The sequence below is a fragment of the Micromonospora globispora genome (assembly GCF_003857015.1).
GTDB lineage: Bacteria > Actinomycetota > Actinomycetes > Mycobacteriales > Micromonosporaceae > Micromonospora > Micromonospora globispora.
Genome location: NZ_QGGF01000200.1, coordinates 13,105 through 31,214, shown reverse-complemented (window position 1 = coordinate 31,214; position 18,110 = coordinate 13,105). Strand labels below are relative to the sequence as shown.

The 18,110-nt window shown below is 73.0% G+C and carries 17 protein-coding genes; 6 read left to right on the top strand and 11 right to left on the bottom strand.

Going from position 1 to position 18,110, the window contains the following annotated elements; all coding sequences use genetic code 11:
• A partial coding sequence (locus DKL51_RS07910) for a glycosyltransferase (protein ID WP_148097747.1) occupies positions 1 to 750 on the bottom strand: 750 nt, incomplete at its 3' end.
• A gap of 24 nt (positions 751 to 774) precedes the next feature.
• Here DKL51_RS07910 and DKL51_RS07905 point away from each other — a divergent pair.
• The 4 genes from DKL51_RS07905 (at position 775) to DKL51_RS07890 (ending at position 5,524) form a co-directional block, all read left to right on the top strand.
• A complete protein-coding gene (locus DKL51_RS07905; protein ID WP_109943308.1) occupies positions 775 to 1,635 on the top strand; it encodes an Fpg/Nei family DNA glycosylase in 861 nt (286 codons plus the stop codon).
• Between the two features lie 325 nt (positions 1,636 to 1,960).
• Complete coding sequence (locus DKL51_RS07900) at positions 1,961 to 3,472, top strand: sugar transferase (protein ID WP_109943307.1); 1,512 nt, start codon at positions 1,961 to 1,963, stop codon at positions 3,470 to 3,472.
• Positions 3,473 to 3,512: 40 nt separating this feature from the next.
• Positions 3,513 to 4,736 (top strand): sensor histidine kinase, encoded by a 1,224-nt coding sequence (locus DKL51_RS07895; protein ID WP_109943306.1) that lies wholly within the window; start codon positions 3,513 to 3,515, stop codon positions 4,734 to 4,736.
• Positions 4,737 to 4,762: 26 nt separating this feature from the next.
• A complete protein-coding gene (locus DKL51_RS07890; RefSeq protein WP_109964309.1) occupies positions 4,763 to 5,524 on the top strand; it encodes a LytR/AlgR family response regulator transcription factor in 762 nt (253 codons plus the stop codon).
• A 15-nt stretch (positions 5,525 to 5,539) separates the two neighbouring features.
• Here the strand turns inward: DKL51_RS07890 and DKL51_RS07885 are convergent, their stop codons facing one another.
• The 10 genes from DKL51_RS07885 to DKL51_RS07840 all read right to left on the bottom strand — a co-directional run bounded on the left by DKL51_RS07885 (position 5,540) and on the right by DKL51_RS07840 (position 16,711).
• On the bottom strand, positions 5,540 to 7,687 hold the full coding sequence (locus tag DKL51_RS07885; protein ID WP_260428419.1) for a serine/threonine-protein kinase: 2,148 nt from the start codon (positions 7,685 to 7,687) through the stop codon (positions 5,540 to 5,542).
• Between the two features lie 164 nt (positions 7,688 to 7,851).
• Complete coding sequence (locus DKL51_RS07880) at positions 7,852 to 8,763, bottom strand: type II secretion system F family protein (RefSeq protein WP_109964306.1); 912 nt, start codon at positions 8,761 to 8,763, stop codon at positions 7,852 to 7,854.
• A 3-nt stretch (positions 8,764 to 8,766) separates the two neighbouring features.
• Positions 8,767 to 10,671 carry a type II secretion system F family protein gene (locus tag DKL51_RS07875; protein ID WP_124811887.1) on the bottom strand — a complete coding sequence of 635 codons (1,905 nt, stop codon included), beginning with the start codon at positions 10,669 to 10,671 and terminating at the stop codon, positions 8,767 to 8,769.
• On the bottom strand, positions 10,665 to 12,056 hold the full coding sequence (locus DKL51_RS07870; RefSeq protein ID WP_109964304.1) for a TadA family conjugal transfer-associated ATPase: 1,392 nt from the start codon (positions 12,054 to 12,056) through the stop codon (positions 10,665 to 10,667). Before DKL51_RS07870 ends, DKL51_RS07875 begins: the two co-directional genes overlap by 7 nt.
• Positions 12,053 to 13,225, bottom strand: a complete 1,173-nt coding sequence (locus tag DKL51_RS07865) for a CpaE/TadZ family protein (protein ID WP_109964303.1) — start codon at positions 13,223 to 13,225, stop codon at positions 12,053 to 12,055. Before DKL51_RS07865 ends, DKL51_RS07870 begins: the two co-directional genes overlap by 4 nt.
• A gap of 5 nt (positions 13,226 to 13,230) precedes the next feature.
• Positions 13,231 to 14,007, bottom strand: coding sequence for a Flp pilus assembly protein CpaB (gene cpaB, locus DKL51_RS07860; RefSeq protein ID WP_109964302.1), 777 nt, complete (start codon positions 14,005 to 14,007; stop codon positions 13,231 to 13,233).
• 35 nt (positions 14,008 to 14,042) lie between these two features.
• A complete protein-coding gene (locus DKL51_RS07855) occupies positions 14,043 to 15,131 on the bottom strand; it encodes a pilus assembly protein TadG-related protein (RefSeq protein ID WP_124811886.1) in 1,089 nt (362 codons plus the stop codon).
• Positions 15,122 to 15,457 carry a TadE/TadG family type IV pilus assembly protein gene (locus DKL51_RS07850; protein WP_221623144.1) on the bottom strand — a complete coding sequence of 112 codons (336 nt, stop codon included), beginning with the start codon at positions 15,455 to 15,457 and terminating at the stop codon, positions 15,122 to 15,124. The genes DKL51_RS07855 and DKL51_RS07850 overlap by 10 nt, the downstream gene beginning before the upstream one ends.
• Before the next feature lie 104 nt (positions 15,458 to 15,561).
• Positions 15,562 to 15,774 carry a Flp family type IVb pilin gene (locus tag DKL51_RS07845; RefSeq protein WP_124811885.1) on the bottom strand — a complete coding sequence of 71 codons (213 nt, stop codon included), beginning with the start codon at positions 15,772 to 15,774 and terminating at the stop codon, positions 15,562 to 15,564.
• A gap of 196 nt (positions 15,775 to 15,970) precedes the next feature.
• Entirely contained in the window at positions 15,971 to 16,711 is a 741-nt protein-coding gene (locus DKL51_RS07840) for a prepilin peptidase (protein WP_438819654.1), read from the bottom strand.
• 102 nt (positions 16,712 to 16,813) lie between these two features.
• Between DKL51_RS07840 and DKL51_RS07835 the strand changes: the two genes are divergently transcribed.
• Both DKL51_RS07835 and DKL51_RS07830 read left to right on the top strand, forming a co-directional pair.
• Positions 16,814 to 17,476, top strand: coding sequence for a DUF5701 family protein (locus DKL51_RS07835; RefSeq protein ID WP_109964299.1), 663 nt, complete (start codon positions 16,814 to 16,816; stop codon positions 17,474 to 17,476).
• 247 nt (positions 17,477 to 17,723) lie between these two features.
• Positions 17,724 to 18,110 carry a DUF485 domain-containing protein gene (locus DKL51_RS07830; RefSeq protein WP_109943327.1) on the top strand — a complete coding sequence of 129 codons (387 nt, stop codon included), beginning with the start codon at positions 17,724 to 17,726 and terminating at the stop codon, positions 18,108 to 18,110.

Sequence of the window (18,110 nt, the reverse complement as noted above, 5' to 3'; positions counted from 1 at the left end):
CCCCGCGATCCGCAGCGGGCCGAGCGTCCCGTCCGGGTGCCGGCGCCACGCCTCCAGCAGCAGGTCCAGCCCCTTCTCCGGGGAGAGCCGGCCGAGGAAGAGGAAGCCGTCCCCGAGCGGGGCCGGCGCGCCCGGGTCGGGGATCGCGTTCGGCTTGACCACGATCCGCTCGTCCGGGATGCCGTAGTCGCGGAGGTGGTCCGCCACGGCGGTGGTGAGCGCGATGAACCGGTCCACCGACTTCCAGGTCGGGCGGTGCACGGCCAGCGTGGTGGCCATCAGCGCGCTCTGCACCCGGGAGCCTCGGTAGCAGCGGTGCACGATCGCCGGCACGCCCAGCGCCCGGCCCCGGCAGTCCTGGCAGATCACCCCGTCCCGGAAGTAGAGCCCGGAGGAGCAGACCTGCCGGTAGTTGTGCACGGTCTGCACCACCGGCACGCCGTGCCGGTGCGCGGTCCGCACCACCCAGGGCGAGAGCAGCGGGTACGGGTTGTGCAGGTGCAGCACGTCCGGCCGGTGCTCGGTGATCAGGCGGTCGAGGTCGTGCTGGGCCTTCGGCGCCCAGATCGGTGAGATCGGCAGCAGCGCCTTGGCCGGTTTCGACATCGTCGGGATCTCGTCGGAGCTGCGGATGAACGGCAGCACCTCCACCCCGGCCGCGGTGAGCTGGGCGATCTCCGCGTCGACGATGGTGTTCTCGCCGGAGGGCTGGGCTTCCCGGTACCGGTTGTGCGCCACCACGATTCTCACGAGAAAGAAGGCTACCGTTGTCTGATGCCCGAACTACCGGAGGTGGAAGCGCTCGCCGGGTATCTGCGCGAGCGGGCGGTGGGGCGCTGCGTCGACCGGATCGAGGTCGCGGCGATCAGCGCCCTGAAGACGTACGACCCGGCGCCGAGCGCCGTGTCCGGTCGTACGGTGGTCGATGCCGGCCGGCACGGCAAGTTCCTCGACGTGATCTTCGACGGCGGCGTGCACCTGGTGGTCCACCTGGCCCGGGCGGGCTGGCTGCACTACCGGGAGGCGTTCCCGTCCGGCGCGCCGCTGCGCCCCGGCAAGGGCCCGATCGCCCTGCGGGTACGCCTCGACGACGGCTCGGGCTTCGACCTGACCGAGGCCGGCACCCAGAAGAAGCTGGCCGCGTACCTGGTGACCGACCCGGCGCAGGTGCCCGGGGTGGCCAAGCTGGGCCCGGACGCCCTCGGTGCCGACCTGGCCACCTTCGCCGACCGGCTGCGCAGCCGACGGGGCCAGGTGAAGGGGGTGCTGACCGACCAGTCGGTGCTGGCCGGGGTCGGCAACGCGTACTCCGACGAGATCCTGCACGCGGCGAAGCTCTCCCCGTTCGCGCTCACCGACCGGCTGACCGACGAGCAGCTGGCCACCCTGCACGAGGCGACCCGGGAGGTGCTCGGCGACGCGGTCCGGCGGTCGGTGGGCCAGCGGGCCGCCGAGCTGAAGGGCGAGAAGCGCTCCGGGCTGAAGGTGCACGCCCGGACGGGGCTGCCCTGCCCGGTCTGCGGGGACACCGTCCGGGAGGTCTCCTTCGCCGACTCGAGCCTCCAGTACTGCCCCAACTGCCAGACCGGCGGGAAGCCGCTCGCTGACCGTCGGTTGTCCCGGCTCGTACGGTGAGTGACAACACGTAACGATTACGGAGAGGAATCGGACCGGGAGTGCGGAACCTCCCGGTCCACGGCTCTACCGGGGGCCGCATCCATCGGTATAGTGGCTCGGTCCCCGGCTTCACAACTGATAGGGAGCCGGCCAGATCCCCGCAGGCACCACGGACGGCTTCTCCCCCCGGGCGGCTGTCCGGCTCGGGCCCGCGTGGGAGACTGGGACGGTGGGCGACCCGGGCCCTCACTCAAAGTGAGGGCGCGAGTCATGCGGGAGGACATGGGTTGAGGTGACGACAAGCCTCCAGCGCCCGGTAACCAACACAGGCCGGAGCAAGAGCGTGCGGCACGTCGACAGCTTCGAGATCCAGCCGCCGACACCGCCGTCGCACAACGGCGTACCCCGGTCGGCGTGGGCCCGTGCCCGCCGCCGCGTCTCCCGCTGGCACCGCCCCTACACGGTGGCCCTGCTCCTGCTCGACTTCGCCGCGGTGATGCTGGCCGACTGGATGGCCCAGGAGGCGTTCGGTCAGGCCCGGGCCGGCTTCTACAACGCCAAGGAAGACCCCACCTGGTTCTACACCGTGGCCTTCCTGCTGCTGCCGCTCGGCTGGCTGGTGATCCTCTGGGGCAACCGGGCCTACGACCGGCGCTACCTGGGGCTCGGCCCGGACGAGTTCAAGCGGGTGATCCGCGGCGGGGTCGCCGTCGCCGCCACCGTCTCCTTCATCGCCTTCGCCACCAAGACCGACCTGTCCCGGTACACGGTCGGCTTCGCCCTGCTCGGGGCGCTGGTGCTGATCCTGCTGGGCCGCTTCACGGCCCGCTTCCTGCTGCACCTGGTCCGTAGCAAGGCCGGTCAGGCCGGGCACCGAATGGTGCTGGTCGGCACCCTGCCCGACTGCCTGGAGGTCTACACCGCAGTCACCCGCAACCCGGGTGCCGGCCTGGTGCCGGTGGCCATCCACCTCACCGACGGGTACGCCGCCGCCCGGGGCATCGAGACCCCGGTGGCGGTCTACGCCGGGCGGGACGTGTTGGCCCTGGTCCGCGAGGTCGGCGGGGACACTATCGCGGTCTGCGGCTCGGCCAGCGCCGAGCCGGGCGAGCTGCGCCGGCTGGCCTGGCAGTTGGAGGGCTCCGGCGTCGACCTGGTGGTCGCCCCCCAGCTCACCGACATCGCGGGCCCCCGGGTGCACATCCGGCCGATCGAGGGCCTGCCGCTGCTGTACGTCGAGGAGCCGACGCTGTCGGGCCCGGCGCTGCTGGTCAAGAACCTGATGGACCGGGTCGTCGCCGGACTGGGCCTGCTGCTGCTGATCCCGCTCTTCGTCGCCATCGCCATCGCGATCCGGGTCTCCGACCCCGGGCCGGTCTTCTTCCGCCAGCCCCGGGTCGGCCACGAGGGGCGGACCTTCCGGGTCTGGAAGTTCCGCACCATGTACTGCGACGCCGAGGAGCGGCTGGCCAGCCTGGTCGACCAGAACGAGACCGACGGCCTGCTGTTCAAGATGAAGGAGGACCCGCGGGTCTTCCCGGTCGGCCGATTCCTGCGCGCCTCCTCGCTGGACGAGCTGCCCCAGCTGATCAACGTGCTCTGGGGCGAGATGTCCCTGGTCGGGCCGCGCCCGCTCCCCGCCGACGACGGCGACTTCCTCGGCGACGTACGGCGCCGGCTGCTGGTCCGTCCCGGGATCACCGGCCTGTGGCAGGTCTCCGGCCGCTCCGACCTCTCCTGGGACGAGGCGGTCCGGCTGGACCTCTACTACGTCGACAACTGGTCCCTGGCGTACGACCTGAGCATCCTGTGGCGGACCGTCGGCGTGGTGCTCGCCCGCAAGGGCGCGTACTGACGCTCTTGGCGTAGCGGCCGACAGGCGTCAGGATCGCTGCGTGAGTGGCAACCTCTCCGCCGTCTTCGGCGTCGTCTCGCTGGTCACCGCGCTGGGCGCGGCGCTCTGGGCGGTGCTGCGGCTACGCGCCCGGCGGGGCATCGCCACGGCGACCCAGCGGGCGACGTACGAGGTCCTGCACACCGCCGGGCTGGCCGCCGAGCCGCTGCGCGCCGGGCTGAGCGCCACGGGCGCGGCGAAGGCCGTACGGCATCTGCGGGCCCTGGTGGGCGCGGCCGGGCTGGCGCTGACCGACCGGGAGGTCCTGCTCGCCCTCGACGGGCGCGGCGCGCACCACGGCGAGCAGCTGCTCGCGGCGGCCCGGCGGGCGGCGTCGGCCGGACGGTCGACCGTGCTGCGTGAGTCGGAGCTGCAGTGCGACCTGGTGGACTGCCCGGTCCGGGGTGCGGTGGTGGCGCCGCTGACCGCCGACGGCCGGGTGGTCGGGGCGCTGGTCGCGATCGCCGACGGCCAGCCGGCGCCGGGGCTGGTGCAGGCCACTCTGGAGACCGCCCACTGGGCCGGCGACCAGCTCGCCCTGGCCGAGCTGGAGTCGTCCCGGGAACGCCTGGCCCGGGCCGAGGTACGCGCCCTGCGCGCCCAGATCAGCCCGCACTTCATCTACAACGCGCTGACCGCGATCGGCTCGTTCGTCCGGACCGACCCGGAGCGGGCCCGGGAGCTGATCCTGGAGTTCGCCGAGTTCACCCGCTACTCGTTCCGGGCGCACGGCGAGTTCACCACGCTGGCCGAGGAGCTGCGCTCGATCGACCGCTACCTGACCATCGAGCGGGCCCGGTTCGGCGACCGGCTGCAGGTACGGTTGCAGATCGCCCCGGAGGTGCTGCCGGTGACGCTGCCGTTCCTCTGCCTCCAGCCGCTGGTGGAGAACGCGGTCCGGCACGGGTTGTCCCGCAAGCCGGGCACCGGCATGGTGAGCATCGAGGCTCGGGACGCGGGCGCAGAATGCCACATAACGGTGGAGGACGACGGAGTGGGAATGGATCCGACGACGCTGACCGCCGGCATCGCCGAGCTGGCCGGGGCCGGCAGCGACCCGGCCGACGACCCGGGTCAGCACGTCGGCCTCTCGAACGTCGACGAGCGGCTCCGGTCGGTCTTCGGGGACCGGTTCGGCCTGGTCGTCGAGACCGGCCTGGGCTCGGGTACGAAGGTGAGCATGCGGGTGCCGAAGTTCCACCCCGGCGTACGGGCGGGGTCGTGACCGAGCGGAGCGACCGGGTCGGCGGAGTGAACGCGACCGGCTTCCTCCGGGTGCTGGCGGTGGACGACGAGCCGCCGGCCCTGGACGAGCTGGCGTATCACCTGCGGGCCGATCCCCGAGTGGCCCGGCTGCACACCGCGGGGGACGCCACGGAGGCCCTCCGGGTGCTCCGCGACGGGGACGTGGACGTGGTCTTCCTGGACATTCGGATGCCGGGCCTGGACGGGATGGAACTGGCCCGGGTGCTGCGCCGGTTCGCCCGGCCGCCGGCGATCGTCTTCGTCACCGCGTACGACGACGGCGCGGTGGACGCGTTCGACCTGGGCGCCACCGACTACGTCCGCAAGCCGGTCCGCGCCGAGCGGCTGGCCGAGTCGCTGCGCCGGGTGATCGGCTCCCGGGTGGTGCCGTCGCATCCGGCGGCGCTGGCCCGCGCCGAGGAGGACCCGACCATCCCGATCGAGCTGGCCGGCACCACCCGGATGCTGCCCCGCTCGGCGGTGCGCTGGGTGGAGGCGCAGGGCGACTACGCCCGGCTGCACACCGCCGACGCCTCGCACCTGGTCCGGGTCTCGCTGGCCACGCTGGCCGAGCGCTGGGCGGACGCCGGGTTCGTCCGGATCCACCGGTCGTACCTGGTGCAGCTCAAGCTGATCGCCGAACTGCGCCTGGTGAACTCCGGGTACGTGGTGGTGATCGACGGTACCGAGCTGCCGGTGAGCCGCCGGCACACCCGGGAGCTGAAGGACAAGCTGGTCCGCGCGGCGAAGCAGGACTGGAACCGCTGAGCGGTCCCCGTCCCGTCAGCTCCCCAGCGGCACCCGGGTGTCGGCCGCGTGCAGCGGCACGTAGTGATCGAAGAAGAGCGCCTTGACCAGCTCGACCCGGCCGGACACCCCGAACGCCGTGAACAGCGACATCATGCCGTCCTGCACGGCGTACGCGGAGATGCCCAGATCCTGGGCGATCTGACGGGTGTTGCGTTCCCGGGCGACGGCCCCGAGCAGCCGCCCCTGCCAGGGCTCCAGCCCGAGCGCCCGGATGACGAACTCGCTGACCTGGTGCGGGCGGATGCGCTGCACGGTCACCGACACCGCGGTCTCCCGCGGTACGGCGTGGAAGGCCAGCCATCGGCCGTCGTGGTGGACGCCCGACGGGTCGAGCACGCCCGACGCCCGTCCCCGGGTGACGGCCGCGCCCATCCGGGCCAGCTCGGCGGTGTCCAGCAGGTGCCGGGCGTCCTCGGTCATGTCGAAGAGCCGACCGTCGGGCGACAGGGTCAGCGAGCCCGCCAGCGGGGACCCACGCCGGTTCGGCTGCGCCGGCACGACCGCCGGGGGGACGGGCGGCCTGCCGCGTCCCCGGCGGGCCCGTGGCACCCGGAGCCAGCGGGACGCGGACGGCTCCTCCGAAGGTTCGGGAACGACCGGCGGCGGCGGGGCCACCACGGACGCGTCCCCGCGAACGAGGCTGCGGTGCAGCGCCGCCCCGAGCGGCCGGCTCGCGGGCGCGAGGTGTGCCAGGTCGGCGTCGGTGAACCGGCCGCCGGCCCGGTACAGCAGCAGGGTCCCCCACGTCCCCTCGTCGTCGTAGCAGGCCAGCCGGAGTTCGTCGGCGAAGCCCAGGGGCTGGAGGATGTTGCGGAACCGCCAACTGGCGGACGGGTCTCCCTGGGTACTGGCGGAGAGGGTGCCGATCCGGGCGCCCTCCGCGAGGTCGACGATCCGCAGCACGTCCTCCTGGCCGTACTCGTTGGCGAACAGTTCGCGCTCGAACTGCTCGTCGTGCGGGCCGCCGTCCACCACACAGGACGCCCACATCAACGTGGTCGGGTCCAGCACGGTCCAGATCGCGAGGTCGAACCCGACCGCGCCGCGCAGCAGCACGCTCGCCTGCTGCCGGAGCGCGACGTGGTCGAGTGAGCCGTCGAGGTGCCGGGCGAGCCGGGCCACGTACGGTTCGCCGGCGGAGCCGGTGGGCGGCAGCACGGCGAGCGGATCGGGCCGGACCGCGATTCGGCCCCGGTCGGAACCGGCCGGGCTGCCGCTGCCCGAGTCGGCCGCCGAGCTGTCCCGGCCGTCCGGCTCGTCCAGGTCGTCGTCGGCGGGGCGGTCCAGTGGCACCTGTACACCGGCCGCGTACGCCAGGGTGACCGCGAGCTCGTGGCTGGCCGGTCGCTGCGTCGGCTCCTTCGCCAGGCAGCGGTGCACGAGGTCGCGGACGATCGGGGGCAGGCCGGGCACCCGGGGCAGCGGGGCGGGCTCGAGGAAGGCGTGCGCCTCCAGCATCTCCGCGTTCGACTGCACGGTCCACGGCGGCTGGCCGGCGAGCAACCGGTAGAGGATCATCCCGAGCGCGTAGACGTCGGTGGCCGGGACCACCGTGTTGCCGAAGAGCCGCTCCGGCGCCACGTACTCCGGGGTGCCGAGCAGTTCGTCCCCTTCCGCGTCCGGGTCGCGCTGGCCGGCCACCGCCGCCAGCCCGAAGTCGACCACCTTGGCGCCGGCCGGGGTGAGCATCACGTTGCCCGGTTTGACGTCGCGGTGCACCACTCCCTGGGCGTGGGCGGCGGCGAGCGCCGAGGCGACCTCGGCGCAGTTGCGCAGCGCGGATTCGAGGGGGAGCGGGCCCCGCTTGAGCCGCTGGTGCAGCGAGCGACCCTGGAGGAGTTCCATGACCACGAACGGCACCTGATGGCCCTCGCCGGTCATCGACTCGCCGTAGTCGTACACCGCGGCGATGTGCGGGTGGGTCAACTTCGCGGCGGCCCGGGCCTCGGCCAGTACCCGCTGCCGGGAGTCGGCGTCCCGGGCGAACCGTGGGGCGAGCACCTTCACCGCCACCTGCCGGTCCAGCACCTCGTCGAAGGCGCGCCAGACGACACCCATGCCGCCCTTGCCGATCTGGTCCACCAGCCGATAGCGGTAGCCCAGGATCTCGTCGCCCCCCACCGGCCCAGTCTGCCCTCTCCGTGCCCCCGCGGCTCTGTCGGAAATCCGTATCCCCGCAGGCCAGCACGGCCGGACGGGACGGATTCCCGGCATGGACCCGGGTGATCGGGTCCGACCTGACCATCATCGTCCCGCTGCGCGCCCGCCGCACGGTGGGTAGGCGGTCAGTTGCCGAAGGCGTCCAGCAGTCGGATCACCCCGGGCCCGATCACGACGACGAAGAGCGCCGGGAAGAGGCAGAAGATCATCGGGAAGAGAATCTTCACGGGCACCTTCTGCGCCAGCTCCTCCGCCCGCTGGCGGCGCCGCAGCCGCATCTCGGCGGCCTGCTGCCGCAGCACCTTGGCCATCGGGACACCCAGGGTGGTCGCCTGCACGGCCGCCGACGAGAACGACTTCAGCTCGTTGACGCTGGTCCGGACGGCCATCTGGCGCAACGCGTCCACCCGCGGCCGGCCGATCTGCATCTCGTGCAACACCCGCGCGAACTCGCCGACCATCGGCCCGCGGCCGTTGCGGACCACCTGGGCCAGGGCCGCCTCGAAGCCGAGGCCCGCCTCGACGGTCACCACCAGGGTGTCCATGATGTCGGGCAGGGTGCGGCGGATCTCCTGCTGCCGCTCCTGGGCCAGGTGCAGCACGAGCAGGTCCGGGGCGAAGAAACCGGCGGCCGCGCCGGCCAGCACCCAGAACACGCCGGCGACCGGGCCGGCGACCAGAGCGGCCACCACCAGGCCCACGGCGGCACCGCCGAAGAGCAGCACCCCCTTGTACGCCAGCACCGCGTCCATGCCCAGCCAGGACGGGTTGCCTGCCTGGTCCAACCGGCGACCGAGGCCCTCGAAGGCATCCGCGGGGGTCAGCCGGCGGCCGAGCGTCCGCGCCCGGTCGGCCAGCGCCCCGTGCGGCTGGTTGGCGGGCTGCGGCGCCGACGGGAGCAGCCGGTAGCCCTGGTCGGCCACCCGCAGCGTACGGGCGACGGCCCGCCGATCCCCGCCGCCCACGACGGCGACCAGCGCCACCACCAGGGCCAGGAACAGCGTGCCCAGGCCGGCCAGCAACAGCAGCGAGTCCATGCCTCACACCTCGACCTTGATCCAGCGCGCCATCCAGAAGATGCCGATCACCATCAGGAGCGCGGCGCCGATCAGCATCGTCAGGCCGATCGGCGTCGTCCACAGCGGGCTGAGGTACTCGCGCCGGGTCAGCAGCATCCAGATGGCCATCACGATCGGCATGGCGATGAGCACGTACGCGGAGAGCCGCCCCTCCGCGGAGAGCGCCCGGACGTGCCGGCGCAACCGGTCCCGCTCGCGCAGCGTCTCCACCGTGGTTTCCAGGACCTCGGCGAGGTTGCCGCCGGTGTCGCGCTGGATCCGGATCGCCATCACCGCCCACGCCAGGTCCTCGTTCTCCACCCGCCCCGCCACCCGCTGCAGCGCGTCGTCCAGGTTGGAGCCGAGCCGGACCTCGGCCATCGCCCGGCCCAGTTCGGCGGTCAGCGGGCCGGGCGGGGAGTCCTGGACCACCGCGTCGATCGCCTGGGCGAGGGAGAACCCGGACCGCAACGAGCCGACGATGAGCTGCAGAGCGTCCGGCAGCTGGTCGGCGAAGGCCTGCCGGCGCCGGCTCTTCCGCAGCCGGCGGTGCAACCCGGGGCCCAACCAGCCCAGTGCCGCCCCGAGCAGGACGCCGACCACTCCGCCGAGCAGTCCGAGCAGGACGGCGCCGGCGACCGTGGCGGCCGTGCGCACCGCCGGGTCCGACGCTCGTACGTTCGGTTCGCTCGGCCCGCCGTGCGCGGCGTCCTCGCCGCTCCGCGCTCCCTTCAACCGGCCGGAGACGCCGAGTGCGGTCCTGGCGAAGCCGCCCGTCGGCCCAGTCGGTTGGGCCGAGCCGCCGGCACGCAAGCCGGCGGTGGCCGGGCGGAACTGCTCGACCTGCCGCAGCCGGCGCTGCCGGACCGACCCGTTCAGGCTCAGGACGACGAGCAGGGTCGAGATCAGCAGGACGCCGAAGACGAGTACGGCGAGCAGCTCCGGTCGGAGCGTCGGCAGGTCGGGGAACGCCGGGGCGGCGACGCTCCGCGTCGGTCCCGGCGAGGCGGCGGACGCCGAAGCGGCGAACCGGACCGGGACGGTGCCGGTGGCCGCGGCCGCGCCGGTGCCGGCGGTCACCGTGAGAGTGCTGGTCGTGCCGGCCAGCTCCGGCGGGACCGCCACGACGATGGCGACCCGCAGCGGGACGGTGCCGGCGAGGTCCCGCAGCACCCCGCTCAACGCGCCGGGACCGGCCGACCGGACGGTACCGCCGGCGGTGGTGACCTGCTGCCGCAGCTCGGCCAGCCCCGCCGGCACCGCCGGGACGCCGACCACGTCCACCCCCACGCCCGCGGCGCTGAGCTCCCGCAGCATCGGGGTCGCATCGCCGGCGCCGCCGTCCCGGCCACCGGCCAGCACCAGCAGCCGGCTTTCCGCGCCGCCCTTCACCAGCGCCGCCGCCGCGCCCAGCCCCGCGTACACCGCGGTGTCACCGGTGGCGCGCAGGCCGGACAGCGCCGCCCGCAGCTCACGCCGGTCCCGGGTCGGCCGGACCAGCACCGTCGGCTCGTCGGCCGCGGCCACCAGGCCGATCGCCACGTCCGCCGGCACCCGCTCGGCGTAGGCGAGCAACCCGGCCTGGGCGGCCCGCAGCGGAGCACCGGCCATCGCGGCGCCGGTGTCGAGGACCACCACGACGGTACGCGCCGCGCCGCCCTCCTCGACCGTGACGCTGGACGGCAGCAGCCACCCGTCCCGGGTGACGGTGACCGGCGGGATCGCGGCGGCCGAGGCACCCGGGACGTCCGCTACCAGCCGCACCTGGTCCCGCTTCGCCTCGTCCACGGTGACAGCCAGATCCCGGGCGGCTCCCGCCGCAGCGGCCGGAGCCAGCAGCACGACCAGCGCGGCGAGCACGGCGAGCAGCCCGCGGCGGCTCACCACGGCCGGCCCTCGAAGAGCCCGACGGGCACCGGGACACCGGCGTCGGCGAGGGTGTCGAGCAGCCGGGGGCGAAGGCCGGTCCAGCGCAGGGTGCCGAGATGCCGGCCGTGCTCGTCGTGCCCGGCCCGATGGTCGAAGACGAACAGGTCCTGCATGGTCACCACGTCGCCCTCCATGCCGAGCACCTCGGTCACGTGGGTGACCCGCCGGCTGCCGTCCCGCAACCGGCTCTGGTGCACCACGAGGTCGACGGCGGAGGCGATCTGCTCCCGGATCGCGCGGACGGGCAGTTCCAGGCCGGCCATCAGGGACATGGTCTCCAGCCGGGCGACCGAGTCGCGCGGGCTGTTGGCGTGCACCGTGGTCAGGGACCCGTTGTGCCCGGTGTTCATCGCCTGGAGCAGGTCCAGCGCGGCACCGTCGCGGACCTCGCCGATGACGATCCGGTCCGGGCGCATCCGCAGCGCGTTGCGGACCAGGTCCCGGACGCTGATCTCGCCCCGCCCCTCGATGTTCGGCGGCCGGGACTCCAGCCGCAGCACGTGGTTCTGCCGCAACTGGAGTTCGGCCGCGTCCTCGATGGTGACGATCCGCTCGTCGGGCGGAAGGAAGCTGGACAGCACGTTGAGGGTGGTGGTCTTGCCGGAGCCGGTGCCGCCGCTGATCACGATGTCCAGGCGCGCCCGCACGCAGGCGTACAGGAACTGCGCCACCTCCGGCGTGAAGGTGCCGAAGCCGATCAGGTCCTCCGTGGTGAAGGCGTCCCGGGCGAACTTGCGGATGGTCAGCACCGAACCGTCGAGCGCCACCGGCGGCAGGACGACGTTCACCCGGCTCCCGTCGGGCAGCCGGGCGTCCACCATCGGGCTGGACTCATCGACCCGGCGGCCCACCCGGGAGACGATGCGGTCGATGACCCGCCGGAGGTGCTGCTCGTCCACGAATGACGCGTCGACCTGGTGGATACGCCCGAACCGCTCCACGAAGATCTGGTCCGGGCCGTTCACCATGATCTCGGTGACGTCCGGGTCGCGCAGCAGCGGCTCGACCGGGCCGTGCCCGAGGATCTCGTCGAGCAGCTCGGCCGAGATGCGGGCCGAGTCGGTGACGGCCAGCGGTGAGTCGCTGCGGGCGAGCACCTCGTTGATCGTGTCCCGGACCTTCTTCTCCAGCACGCTGTCCGGGGTCCGGTTGTCGTACAGCTGGGGGCCGAGGATGTCGAGCAGCTCGCGGTGGATGCGCAGGCGGAGGGTGGAGGTGCTGGTGCCGACGGTGGGCCCGGTGATCGGGCCGGAGGTCCGCGTGATCGAGCCGGAGGTACGGGTGGTCCGGCCGCTGTCCCCGCCGGCCGGGTAGCGCTGCGCCAGCCGGTCGGAGAGGCTCATCGGCTTCCCGCCCGACCGATCCGCTCTCGCAACCCACGACCGGAGCGGGCCGGCGGGTCGTCGGCGATCCGCTCCAGCGCGAGCTCCCGGACGGCCCGGCTGACCGGGTGTCCCGGCTTCTCCACCACGATCGGCACCCCCCGGTTGATCGACGCGGGCACGTCCCGGCTGGACGGTACGTGCACCGCGATCGGCGTCTGGAGTACGCGCTCGACGTCCGCGCCGGTCAGGCCGACCCGGGCGTCGCTGCGGTTGAGCACGACGAGCCGGGTCTGCGTGGGCAGTTCGAGGAGATCGAGCATGTCCATGGCGACCCGGAGGTTCTTCAGCGCGGGAACATCCGGGGTCGCCAGCAGCACCTGGACGTCGGAGACGTCGAGCGCCGCGAGCACCGCCTCGGTGAAGGCCGGGGGCGTGTCGACCACGACGTAGTCGGCCAGTGTGCGGACCGCGGCGAGGATCCGGGCGACGAGGTCCCGGCCGATCCGCTCCGCGTCGGTCGGGCCGACCGGCGCGAGCAGCACGTCGACGCCGGGCGCGTACGTGGTGAGCAGCGCGCGTACCAGGGTGGGGTCGACCCGGTCCCGGGCGTTCGCCGCGTCGGCGATGCTCCGCTCGGGCGCCAATTGCAACATGATCCCGACGTCGCCGAAGGCCAGGTCCAGGTCGACCAGGCAGACCCGCCGCCGACCGCCCTCCGCCAGCGCCACCGCGAGGTTGGTGGCCAGCGTCGACTTCCCGCAGCCGCCCTTGGCCGAGAAGACCGTCACGACCCGCGCCTCCGCGGCGGCCTGCACCGGCGTACCGGCGCCGAGCAGGTGCCGGGAGACCTCCAGCGAACGCGCGCAGGCGGCCTGCACCGCGGGGATGTCCCGGGCGTCGACCACGTCGCGTACGCCGGCCCGGAGCGCCTGGCCCATCGTCTCCACGTCCAGCCGCTCCCGCAGCAGGAGGACGCCCAGGGCCGGCCGGGCGAGCCGCTGGCGGGACGCGAAGTCGAGCGCCAGCCCGGGATCGGTGGTCGGGCCGAAGAGCACCAGCGGCTCGGGGTGCTGGTCGGCGAGGAGGCGCTCCACGTCCTCGATCCGGCTCGTGGTGAGCACGCCGGTGCCGAGCTGGGAGGCCAGGTGTGCGCTCCACTGCCGGTGGGGTTCGAAGAGGATCGTCATGTCGGTTATCCGAACAGCGATCGGTTGTCGACGCCGGAGTCGGGCTTGACGTCCGAGGATTCGCCGAGTACGCCGACGTTCAGCTCACCGCCGAGGGCGACCGCGTGGGCCAGCCGCTCCGCGTCCACCTGGTTAAGCCCGAAGGTGACCGACAGCTCGTCGCTGTGGCTGGTGGGGGCGCCCGCCGGTGTGGCTCCGTCCGTCGGTGCCGGCCCCACCGAGATCACCTCGACATCCGTCAGGAGGAGTCGGGTCACGCTGTTGATCTTGCGACCCTTCTCCAGCCCCGAACCGGAGACGATGTCCCGCTTCTGCTCGTCCATCGGGGTGTACGTGTAGAAGATGGCCACCCGGGCGCCGGCGCGCAGCGAGGCCGGGCCGAACACCGCCGACTTCACCCGGGCGGTGATCGCCATCTGGCCGTCCGGGATGGCCAGCCCGCTGCCGTTCGTGACCGCGGCGCCGAACATCGCCCGGAGCATGAGCTGGCCACGCTGCACCGGGGCGGTGGTGACCAGCGCGTCGAGGCTGCCGCTCACCTGCTCCAGCGCGTCCTCGGGCAGCGTCTCCACCGGCATCCGCACCTCGCGCAGGTAACCCTTGGTCCGCAACGCCTTCCCGGACGTGCCGGCCGGGATGTGCTTGTCGGCGACCAGCACCGTACGGGCCTGCTTGCCCGCCAGCGCCCGGTCGTCGGCCGACCGGAGGTAGAGCAGGACGGCGCCGGTGCCCAGCGCCGCCAGGACGACGGAGATCAGCACCGGGATGATGCGTCGGGCCATGAGTGCGGGTTCCTACCTTCTCCAGTGTTCCGATGTCAGCCGATGGGGGCGACGACGCGCGCACCCAGATCCGGTCCCCCGATCGCCCCGCCACCGGGGACGAGGGTCTGGGTGAAGTAGCCGAAGACGCAGGACTTGGCGCCGTCGTCGCAGCTCGATCGCTCGGGCGACGGGACGTCGAGGCCGGGCAGGTGCCAGCCGGTGACGACGAACGCCGCATAGCCGGAGACGCTGTACTGGGCGTTGCCCCCGCCACCCGATATCGCGCCGAACACGGGCACCAGGACCGGGCGTCCCGCCGTGACCAGGTCACGCAAGGAGTCGCCCTTGCAACTCGTCGGCCAGCTGTCCCCGGTGTACACCCGGCGGGCGGCGCCCACGGCCGAGGTGGTCCGGCAGTCGTCGTCCGCGTCCTCCAGAAAGCGGTAACCACCCGGGCCGCCGCCCGAACCCGTCACCGGGGCGCAGGTCGTGGAGGTCTTCTCGTCGTAGACGGGAAAGGAGCGCTCGACCGCCGGGAAGGCGCGGTTCTCGGTGTACCGGTTCCATTCGCAGGCCGAGATGGTCAGCGCCAGGGTGGTCGCCCGGGCGGGCGGCCCCCAGGCCACCCGGGAGCAGGCGGCCACCTGGGCGCCCTCGAAGCCGCCCACCACCGCCTGCGCGAACACCGGCGGCAGCACGGTGGATCCGTCGGTCGTCCGGGTGCTGGTGTGCACCTCGACGTAGCTCTTGTCCTCCGGCGGCGCTCCGACGCAGTTGGTGAGCCGGTCCTGCCAGGGTGGACACGCCGGCAGGTCGCCGCCACGTCCGCAGACGGTGGCGGCGGCGGCGCCGTCGTTGGCGTTCCGCTCGGCGTACCGGTCGACCACGTCGTCGAAGTCGGTCACCTCGGGTGAGCAGTCGGCCGGGTTCGTCGCGCAGATCTGGGCGACCTTGATCGCCCCGCCGTCCGCCCCGTTCTGCAGCTGGCCACGCTCGGCGTAGAGGTTGCCCACGTCCACCACCAGAGCCGCCATGCCGAGCAGCACCCCCGAGCCGAGGAGCAGCGCGACCGTCGTGGCCACCGCCCCGCGGTCACCCGGCGCGCCGGCCATGCGGGCGCGGAGCCGACGGATCACTGACACGGCACAATCCCCGTGCCGCTGAGCGTGACCTCGCCGTCGAAGCCGCCGCCGCCGATCAAACCGATCGGCGTCACGAAGCTGAAGTCGTTGGTCACAGTCACCTCGGCGTCCCGCCCCGGTCCGGTGCAGGTGCCCTCGACCTCGACGGCCACGTCGTCCCCGGCGATGCGGGTGGCGCGGGCGGTGGGGTCGCCGCCGAACGAGGCGACCCGGGCTGCGTCCCGGGCCGCCTCGGTCAGCGCGATCTGCTTGTTGAGCATCCGTCCGAAGTCGATGATCCCGAAGATCAGGATCAACAGCAGCGGCAGGACGAGCGCCATCTCCACCGCGGCCGCCCCCCGGTCAGTCCTGCGCCTGCGGCAGCCGGCGCAGGCGAACTGAATGCCATCGGTCGACTCGCCGGCTCTCAGGTGCGGCCGAAGCCGCGCCACTAGCGCGTCTGGTTGCACTCGTTCACGCCGGCGCCGGCCGAGACGTTGTCGCAGGCCCGGTCGAACATCCAGTCGACCCGGCTACCGAGCACGTAGATGACGCCGCCGACGACGGCGGCGATGAGGCCAACGATCAGGGCGTACTCGACCGCGCTGGCGCCGCGGTCCCGGCTCTTGGCCCAAGCCATCACACGAAGGACGAAATCGTTCATTGAACAACGCTCCAAGGGGAGGGGTTCGCGGTCGATGACCGCGGCAATGGTTGACGCCGGGCAAGGAACGAGCCGAGTTTTCCCTGCTACAAGTAAATGTGTCAATGACGAGCAGGCCGACGTGGCACCGGATGATCGTCGAAAAAGTCCGGACGGGTTGCCAACGGGTGGCGGAGGGTGACGGTGGCCGGTCGGGCTAGCGCAGTGCGGCCAGGACGGTCGCGACGACCGCCGCGAGCAGCATCGCCGGACCGTAAGGCACGGCGGTCTTCCGGCCGGCCCGACCGGCGATGAGCAGGCCGATCACCAGCGGAAGGTTCAGCAGCGGGGCGAGGAGCACCCCCGCCACGACGGCGAACCACCCGAGCCAGCCCAGGTAGAGACCGAGCACCGCGCCCAGTTTGACGTCGCCGAACCCCAACTGCGAGCGGGGCAGGATCGCCAGCGTCGCATAACCGACACCGCAGGCCAGCGCCGCGAGTCCGGCGCGGAGCAGGGCGGCCCCGTCCCGCTCGACGACCCCGGCAACCACCAGGAGCAGCACCCCGCCGACGAGGGCCGCGCCGACCAGCGGGTCGGGCAGCCGGAGCACCTTGAGGTCGATCAGCGCCAGCGGAACGGCGACCGCGCTGAGCAGCAGGAACGCTGGCAGCGCTGGGGTGACACCGACGGCGGCGGCGACGCCTCCGCAGACCACGGCGCTGAGCGGGACGGTGATCCACCGCCCGGGAGTGGGCCGCAGGCCGCAGGCCGGACAGGCGCCGGAGGCCAGCCACCAGTCGGTCCGGACGGCCCCGCAGTGTGCGCAGCCCTGTCGCCACGGCGGTCGCGGAGTCCCGTCCGGCCACTCGACGGCGTACCGGTTGACCAGCCCGGGCAGCACCATCCCCCAGGCAGCGCCGGCGAGGGTGGCGGTGGCCACGAGGGGGAGCAGCACCGGCGCATGGTAGCCAACCGGGCATCGAAAGACGCCGAACGGGAATGCCGCAGCTTCGCCGTACACTGTACGGTAGACAGTACGAGTGAGTGGAGGTCGCCCGTGACCGGATCCGCGTTCGATGTCGCCGCCGAGTTCGACCGTCAGGTCGAGACCCTGATGGACATGAGCTACCCCGAGCTGGCCGGGACGTCCGCCGAGCAGTTCACCGAGCTGGTCAGCCCGCTGCGCGAAGCGGCCGTCGCCCGCGCCGCGGAGCTGGCACCGCCCACCGAGTCACGGGCGCCGTTCCTGCTGGTCGTCACCCGGGAGCTGATTGCCGTCGAGGAGCGGCTCCGGCTCACGGCGCTGGCCGGGAAGCGCAAGCCGGGCTTCGTCGACCGGCACTTCGCCGAGGGCGACCTCGTCCGGTTCGACCCGATCAAGGAGTTGGAGGTGCCGGCCGGGTCGGCGTACCTGCTCTTCGACGTCGACCGGGGCGAGGAGTTCCGCAACCTCGCGCCCTCGGTGGCCATGGAGGCGATGACGGCACAGGACCGGTTGCCGCTCACCATCGACGAGGGGATCGCCTTCATCACCCAGTTCCCGGCCGCGCTGGCCAGCAACCGGTGCTTCTCGCTGGTCGGGTCGCGCTGCGGCGACAAGCGGGTGCCGGCGCTCTGGATCAGCCAGGGTGCGCCGAAGCTCGGCTGGTGCTGGTACGGCAATCCGCACACCTGGCTCGGCTCCGCCTCCGCCCACCCGGTCCGCGTCGGGCTGGAGTGATCGGACCTCGTCGTCCACAACCCGCCCCGCTCCGTCCCCAGGGTTGTCCACAGGAGTGAGGCGTTTTCCACAGGTTGTGCACAGGGCGTGCCGGGGCCGGGCGAGAGCGCGGGTCGAGGAACTCTCAGACCCGTACCGGTAAGTGCTGCCGCTTGACATTCCCGCTGATCAGGCGAGACTTCCGGGGATGGCCGGACCGGAGGAGCAGGGCGGCCCGGGGCGGCCGGTCGAGGCCGCCCCGGTGCCGATGCCGCGCGCCTCGCAGCCGTCCCGGCGGACCCGGATCGTGCTGGCCGAGGTGTCCCGGTCGGGCAGCCGCGCCGACCGCACCCGCTCCGAACTGACCCAGCAGACCCGGGTCGGCGAGGCGCTGGTCCAGGGTCTGGTCCGGGCACAACTCGCGCTGGCGCTGCGGTTGAGTCTGGTGGTGCTGATCGGGCTGGGCGGCCTGCCCTGGCTCTTCGCCATCGCACCCTCGGTCGGGCGGGTCACCGTGCTGGGGATCAACCTGCCGTGGCTGCTGCTCGGGGTGGCCTCCTTCCCGTTCCTGATCGCCGTCGGCTGGGCGTACGTGCGGCTGGCCGAGCGGAACGAGCAGGACTTCACCGACCTCGTCCAGCGGCCGGAGCGCTGA